A 6,554-nucleotide genomic window follows, 5' to 3' on the forward strand; every position below is an offset into this window, starting at 1 on the left:
CGTTTCGATGCCAGCCAACCCAACGAACCAACATTCGGGAGTGTATGATGAACAACACCTTCGCGCGGATACTCGGCAGCCTGGGGCTTGCCGCGCTTCCCGCCGCCGCCATGGCGGCCGAGCACCAGCTCACGGCGCTTGGCACCTTCAGCAACCAGCTGCAGAGCAGCGAAATCGAACGCCCGTTTTTCGAAGACTTGCCCGAGAAATTCGACGGACGGCTCGCGGTCGAGTTTCGGACTTCGGACGAGGTTGGGCTCAGCGGGTTCGACGCGATGCGGATGCTCAAGCTCGGCATCTTCGACGTGATGGCGATCCAGCTTGGATATGTAAGCGGCGACGAGCCCTTTGTGCTCGGACTCGATCTGCCGGGGATCGCGCCCGATCTCGAGTTGTCGCGCAAGGTCGTCGATGCCTGGCGCGACACCTTCTCGACGCGCCTTGCCGAGAAATACGATGCCACCGTCCTCGCGCTGTGGCCGTTTCCGGGCCAGGTGTTCTTCTGCAAGGGCGAGTTGACCGGCTTGTCGGACCTGAAGGGCAAGAAAGTGCGCTCTTTCACCCCGGCGATGGCGCAATTGATCGAGTATTTCGGCGGCACGCCGGTCACCATGTCGTTCTCCGAGGTGTATCCCGGCCTGCAGCGTGGCGTGGCCGATTGCGGAATCACCGCGACGCTCTCGGGCAATACCGCGAAATGGTTCGAAGTGACCGATACCATTTACCCGCTTTCGATCGGCTGGGGCATCCAGGCCCATGTGGTCAACAATGCCTTCCTCGATCAGCTCTCCGAGGCCGACCAGACCCTGCTGGTCGAATCGATGAAGCAACTTGAGGATGACATGTGGGCGCTGGCCGTTGACAGTTTTGCCGATGGCGTGAACTGCAATACCGGGCAAGGCACCTGCACCCGTGGCACGCCGGCGCAGATGAAACTGACCGAGATCCAGGAAGAAGACCTTGAGGCACTGAGAACAGCGACCCTTGAGGTTGTGCTGCCTTCCTGGGCCGAATCCTGCGACGCCGTATGGCCGGAATGTTCGGCGACCTGGAACGAGGTGGTTGGGCCGGTCGTCGGGATGCAGGTCGAATGACGTCCGCCCCGGACAGACCTTCCAGATCGCTGGAGGCGGTTCAGGCCGGCACGGACATGCTGTCCGTGCTGGCCGGCTGGGGGCTGGTTCTTCTTTCGGTCCTGATCGGAGTCGAGGTCGTGGCCCGGAAGTTACTGGGCTTCTCGATCCAGGGCGCCGATGAGATCGGCGGCTATACCCTCGCCGCGGTGTCCAGCATCGGCTTCATCGTGGCGCTGGTGAACCGTGCCCATGTGCGGATCGATCTGGCTGTCAAGCGGCTGCCGCTTGGCGCTCAGGCCTGGCTCAACATCCTGGCGCTGGGCACGTTCGGCTTGATGGCGGGCATCTTCGCCTGGCGCGCGCTTGCAGTGGTGCAGGAATCGCTGGCGATGGGGGCCCATGCCCCCACGCCGCTGCAAACCCCGCTGGTGCTGCCGCAGGCGCTTTGGGCTGCGGCCTATGTCACATTGGCGTTGGTTGCTGCACTTGGGACAATCCAGGCTGCCCGCCGCGCCGTGTCAGGGGACGCGGCCGGTGCCGCCGATACCTGGGGCATCGAAACAGCCGAAGAAGCCGCCGAAACCGAGCTTCAGGCAATGGCCGCCGACAACGCCAACGTGATCCGAAATGGTTGATCCCGCGCTGTTCTCGGCCTTCTTTGTCGCCGCCCTCGTCATCGGCGGGGCGCTGGGCCTGCACGTCGCGCTTATCATGTTCGGCATCGGACTGATCACCGCCGCGGCCACCCTGGGTCTGCCGCTCATCCTCAACATCGGCAACCTCGCCTGGGAAACGCAGAACGACTTCATCCTGGTCTCGGTGCCGCTTTTCCTGCTGATGGGCGAGGTGCTGCTGCGGAGCGGCATCAGCGAGCGCATGTATTCGGCCATTGCCGCATGGGTCGACTGGCTGCCCGGCCGACTGATTCATGCCAACATCGCCGCCAGCGCCCTTTTTGCCGCGACCTCCGGCTCGTCCATCGCAACCGCGGCCACGGTGGGCACCGTCGCCCTGCCAACCTTCCGCCAGCGGGGATATGACGAGCGGCTGGTCCTCGGTTCGATCGCCGCCGGGGGAACGCTGGGCATCCTGATCCCGCCGTCGATCAACCTCATTGTCTACGGCGCGATGACTGACACCTCGGTCGGGCGCCTGTTCGCGGCAGGGGTCGTGCCGGGGCTGGTTCTGACGCTGGCCTTCATGGCCCTGATCGCCGTGCAATGTCTCCGCCGGCCCGAGGCCGCAGGCCACGAGACCGAGACTCTGGCGCTGGCGCGGCGGATTATGCTTTTGCTGCACCTGCTGCCGCCCGCCGCGATCTTTGCCCTGATCATGGGCAGCATCTATTTCGGCTTCGCCACCCCCACCGAGGCCGCGGCGCTTGGCGTGCTTTTTGCCCTCGCGATCGCGGCCGCCTTCGGCAAGTTGAACCTTGCGATGCTGCACGCCGCCTTCCGAGCCACGGTGCGGACGACCGGGATGGTGCTCTTGATCGTGGTCGCGGCATTCTTCCTGAACTTCGTGCTGAGCGTCCTCGGCGTGCCGCAAGCCATCGCGCGCTGGATCGACGGCATGAATCTGACCGCGATGCAGACCATCTGGGTGCTGATCCTGCTGTACCTGCTGCTGGGCTGCATGCTAGAGGCGCTGTCGCTGATCGTGACAACCATCCCCATCGTCTTTCCGCTGGTGATCGGTCTGGGCTTTGACCCGGTGTGGCTGGGTATCTTCCTCACGCTGATGGCAGAGCTGGCGCTGATCACCCCGCCGGTCGGCATGAACCTCTACGTCGTTCAGGGCATCCGCGGCCCGGGCCGTGGCATCGGCGACGTGATGGTCGGCGTCATGCCCTTCGTCCTCATCCTCGGGCTGGTCACGATCCTCGTGGTCTACGTGCCCGAACTTGCCCTCTGGCTACCGGAGCAATTGTTCAAATGAAATCTTTCGACCTCGTCCTGAAGGGCGGCACCATCGTGACGCCGGAACGTGCCCGGCCCGGCGACATAGGGATCTCCGACGGCCGCATCGCCGCTGTCGGACTGCCCGGAACGCTGGGCAACGCGGCGCATGTCGAGGATGTCTCGGGCCTGCATCTTCTGCCCGGGCTCGTCGACCCGCATGTGCATTTTCGCGACCCCGGATACACCTACAAGGAGGATTGGCAGAGCGGCTCGGCCGCCGCGGCGATGGGCGGCGTGACCACCGTGCTGGACATGCCCAACACCGATCCGGCCCCGGCCACAGCCCAGGCCTTCGGCGCCAAGCGCGCCATCGCCGAGGCGGCCTCGCATGTCGATTTCGGCCTCTATGGGCTGCTCGACGAGAAGAGCCTGCCGCACCTCTCCGCCCTGGTGGACGAGGGCGCGGCGGCATTCAAATGCTTCATGTGCGACACCACCGGCGATTTGCCGTCGCCCTCGGACGGCGCAATCCTCGAGGCCTTCGAGATCCTCGCCCCCCTCGGCATTCGCACCACGGTGCATGCCGAGAATGCCTCGATCCTCGAATACCGCGCCCGCAGGCTGAAACAGGCGGGACGCACCGACGCCCATGCCCATCTTGCCGCGCGGCCCGACGTGGCCGCCGTCGAGGCGACCCACCGGGCCATCTCCTTCGCGGAATGGGCGGGAGCGCGGCTTCACATCGCGCATGAAAGCTGCGCCGCATCGCTGCCGGTGATCCGCGCCGCCAAGGCCCGCGGGGTCGAGGTGACGGCCGAGACCTGCCCGCATTACCTGTTCTTCGACGAGGCGGATCTCGAACGGCAAGGCGGTCACCTGCGGATCAATCCACCGATCCGTCGCCGGCACGATGCGGAGGCCCTGTGGCTGGCCCTGCGGGATGGCACCATAGACCTGCTGGCCACCGACCACGCCCCGCATGCCCCCGAGGAAAAGCAGGGCGAGGCCATCTGGGACGTGGCACGCGGTATCGTGGGTGTCGAAACCCAGATGCGCGTCATGCTGGCCGCCGTGGCTGACGGGCGGCTGGCGCTCTGTGACTATGTCCGGCTTGCCAGCGAGGCCCCTGCCCGCGCCTTCGGCCTCTACCCCCGCAAGGGCAGCCTGGCGCCCGGCGCGGATGCCGATATCGTCGCCGTCGATCTGTCGTGGCGCGGCGCCATCGACGCCGCCATGCTGCACTCGAAACACGCCTTCTCGGCCTGGCACGGCCATCCGGCCGCGGGCCGCGTGGTGGATGTTTACCTCCGCGGGCAGCGGATCGTCGCGGAAGGGGCGCTCGTCGGTAGGCCCGGCACCGGACGGATGATCCGCCCCGAGATGCCTGCCCCCGCTCCCCGAAATGTCGACCTGACGCTGGAGGCCGAAACCAAGCGGGCATCCCTGTGACCTCCGGCTGGCAATCTTGCTGTGTCGCCACCGGCGGCCACCAGGTGGAATACCTCTGCACAGGCAGTGGCGACCCGATGGTCTTCCTGCCGTCGATGGCGCGCTCGGCCCGGGACTTCCTTGCGGTGGGCGAGCTGATCGCGGCACGGGGCTGGCGGGCGATTGCCGTCGAACCGCGGGGCATCGGCGGCTCGACCGGGCCGCTGGAGGGCATGACGCTCTTCGACATGGCGGAAGACGTCGCCGCGGTGATCCGCGAGGTCGGCGACACCGCCATCGTGGTCGGGCACGCCTTCGGCAACTGGGTTGCGCGCGGCCTGGCGGTCCGCCATCCCGAACTTGTCCGCGCCGTAGTGCTCGCCGCCGCCTCGCGCGAGGGTGCGGTTGGCCCCGAACTGCGGCGCGCGCTCGCCGCCTGCCACGACACTGGCCTCGACCGGGCCGAGCGACTGCGCCACCTGCAACGCCTGTTCTTCGCGCCCGGTAGTGACGCCACGTGCTGGCTGGTGGGCTGGCATGCCGAGGTGGCGCCCTTCCAGCGCGCCGCCGGTGACCGAACACCCCGCGCGCTTTGGCGATCCGGCGGTCGATCCGTCCCGCTGCTCGATCTCCAGGGCGATTGCGATCCCACCTGCCCGGCGGAATTGGCAGGCCAGTATCGCAACGCCTTCGGCGCCGATCGGGTCACGGTGGCGCTGATCGCCGGAGCAAGCCACGCCATGTTCCCGGAGCACCCGGTAGAGGTCGCCGCGGCGCTGGCGGCGTTTGCAACCAAGCTGGACGCTTCGCGGGCCTCCTAGCGGACCTGTGTCGCTTAGGATCCAAGCCGGGGCTTGCCGCTTTCGTGCCGGTGCCAACTCAGCGCATGACCGACCGCTCTTCGACCAACTTCGGCTTCCGCCCAGCTCTGGCCATTCCCGCTGCTGCGGTCGGCCCTTGGCGACGGTCTCGTCCCAAATGGCCAATCTGCGGCTCGGCACCCTGCAACAAACACCGGCCAAGTAAGGCAACGCCTGACCAGCGGGCTTTCCGGCGGCAACGCTGAAATATGTGCAGCCAGTCGCGGTCGGCCGAGGTCGAGGAACGCGGTAGCGCGCTTTGCCCAGAATTGACGTGCCCGGCAACAGGCTTGAACGCCAGTGCAAGCTCACAACCCAATGGCGTGTGCAGCTCGGGTTTACCGACAATGGCACGCAGTTCTGTCGGCACCACCCGGCGGGCATGGTCGCGCCCTGCGTGGCTGACCAGGTGCCCGATCTTGCCCGCCACGGGCGCGCCATTTGCAACCGTCAAACGGACAAAACCCCTTTCCTGCAAGGGTTTTCTTTTAATTCAATGGGATAGATTGGTGCGGGTGAAGGGACTTGAACCCCCACGCCTTGCGGCGCCAGAACCTAAATCTGGTGCGTCTACCAATTCCGCCACACCCGCACGACGCGGGCCGGACCCGCATGCCGCGGCTGAATAGCAAAGGTTCATCCGGGATGCGAGCGTGAAATCGTCAGACCGCCAGCGCGCGCAGCACCTTGGGCAGTTCCTCGGGCAGATCCTCGGCGATCAGGCCCGGGCCGAAGCTGCGGGCGCATTCCACATGCAGCCAGGCGGCGGTTTCCGCCGCCATCATCGCCGAAAATCTGCGCGCCAGCAGGCCGGTGATGAACCCGGCCAGCACGTCCCCCGCCCCCGCCGTCGCCAGCCAGGGCGCAGCGCGGTCGTAATGGGCGGAGTTGACGGCACAACGACCGTCCGGTTTGGCGATCACCGTATCGGGCCCCTTGTAGAGCACCACGCATCCCGCCCGCGCCGCCGCCTCGCGGGTGGCGTCCACCTTGGAATAGGCCGGGCCCTTCGTCGGCTTTGCGTTCAGCTTTTCCGCGATGTCCGGGAACAGCCGCGCAAATTCACCGCCATGCGGGGTCAGCACGCAGCGGTCATGCAGCATCGCGAAAAGCTCCTCGGGCTGTTCAGCAAACGCGGTGAGCGCATCGGCGTCCAGCACCACCGAGCGCGCGGGGTCGCCCAACGCCACCGGCACCAACTCCCGCGCGCGCTCGGTGCCCAGCCCCGGCCCCAGGCAGAGCGCGTTGAACCGTGCATCCTCCAGCAGCTCCGCCAGCGCCGCGGCCCC

General features: G+C 66.7%; 7 protein-coding genes and 1 tRNA gene. 5 read left to right on the forward strand and 3 right to left on the reverse strand.

Going from position 1 to position 6,554, the window contains the following annotated elements; all coding sequences use genetic code 11:
- Positions 1–47: 47 nt before the first annotated feature.
- The 5 genes from CVM52_RS11940 to CVM52_RS11960 are packed head-to-tail and all read left to right on the forward strand — an operon-like array spanning position 48 to position 5,226.
- Entirely contained in the window at positions 48–1,094 is a 1,047-nt protein-coding gene (locus CVM52_RS11940; RefSeq protein ID WP_172720987.1) for a TRAP transporter substrate-binding protein, read from the forward strand.
- Entirely contained in the window at positions 1,091–1,711 is a 621-nt protein-coding gene (locus CVM52_RS11945) for a TRAP transporter small permease subunit (RefSeq protein WP_172720988.1), read from the forward strand. The genes CVM52_RS11940 and CVM52_RS11945 overlap by 4 nt, the downstream gene beginning before the upstream one ends.
- Positions 1,704–3,014, forward strand: coding sequence for a TRAP transporter large permease (locus CVM52_RS11950; protein ID WP_100162725.1), 1,311 nt, complete (start codon positions 1,704–1,706; stop codon positions 3,012–3,014). Before CVM52_RS11945 ends, CVM52_RS11950 begins: the two co-directional genes overlap by 8 nt.
- Entirely contained in the window at positions 3,011–4,426 is a 1,416-nt protein-coding gene (gene allB / locus CVM52_RS11955; RefSeq protein ID WP_100162726.1) for an allantoinase AllB, read from the forward strand. Before CVM52_RS11950 ends, allB begins: the two co-directional genes overlap by 4 nt.
- Positions 4,423–5,226: an alpha/beta fold hydrolase gene (locus CVM52_RS11960; RefSeq protein ID WP_100162727.1), complete on the forward strand. Its 804-nt coding sequence runs from the start codon at positions 4,423–4,425 to the stop codon at positions 5,224–5,226. The genes allB and CVM52_RS11960 overlap by 4 nt, the downstream gene beginning before the upstream one ends.
- A gap of 58 nt (positions 5,227–5,284) precedes the next feature.
- Here the strand turns inward: CVM52_RS11960 and CVM52_RS26590 are convergent, their stop codons facing one another.
- From CVM52_RS26590 to CVM52_RS11970, 3 genes are all read right to left on the reverse strand, one after another.
- Complete coding sequence (locus CVM52_RS26590; RefSeq protein ID WP_133119833.1) at positions 5,285–5,695, reverse strand: hypothetical protein; 411 nt, start codon at positions 5,693–5,695, stop codon at positions 5,285–5,287.
- Between the two features lie 77 nt (positions 5,696–5,772).
- Positions 5,773–5,857, reverse strand: a tRNA-Leu gene (locus tag CVM52_RS11965).
- 70 nt (positions 5,858–5,927) lie between these two features.
- A partial coding sequence (locus tag CVM52_RS11970) for an ADP-dependent NAD(P)H-hydrate dehydratase (protein ID WP_133119834.1) occupies positions 5,928–6,554 on the reverse strand: 627 nt, incomplete at its 5' end.

It is taken from the genome of Pseudooceanicola lipolyticus (assembly GCF_002786325.1).
In the GTDB taxonomy this organism is placed as follows: Bacteria; Pseudomonadota; Alphaproteobacteria; order Rhodobacterales; family Rhodobacteraceae; genus Pseudooceanicola_C; species Pseudooceanicola_C lipolyticus.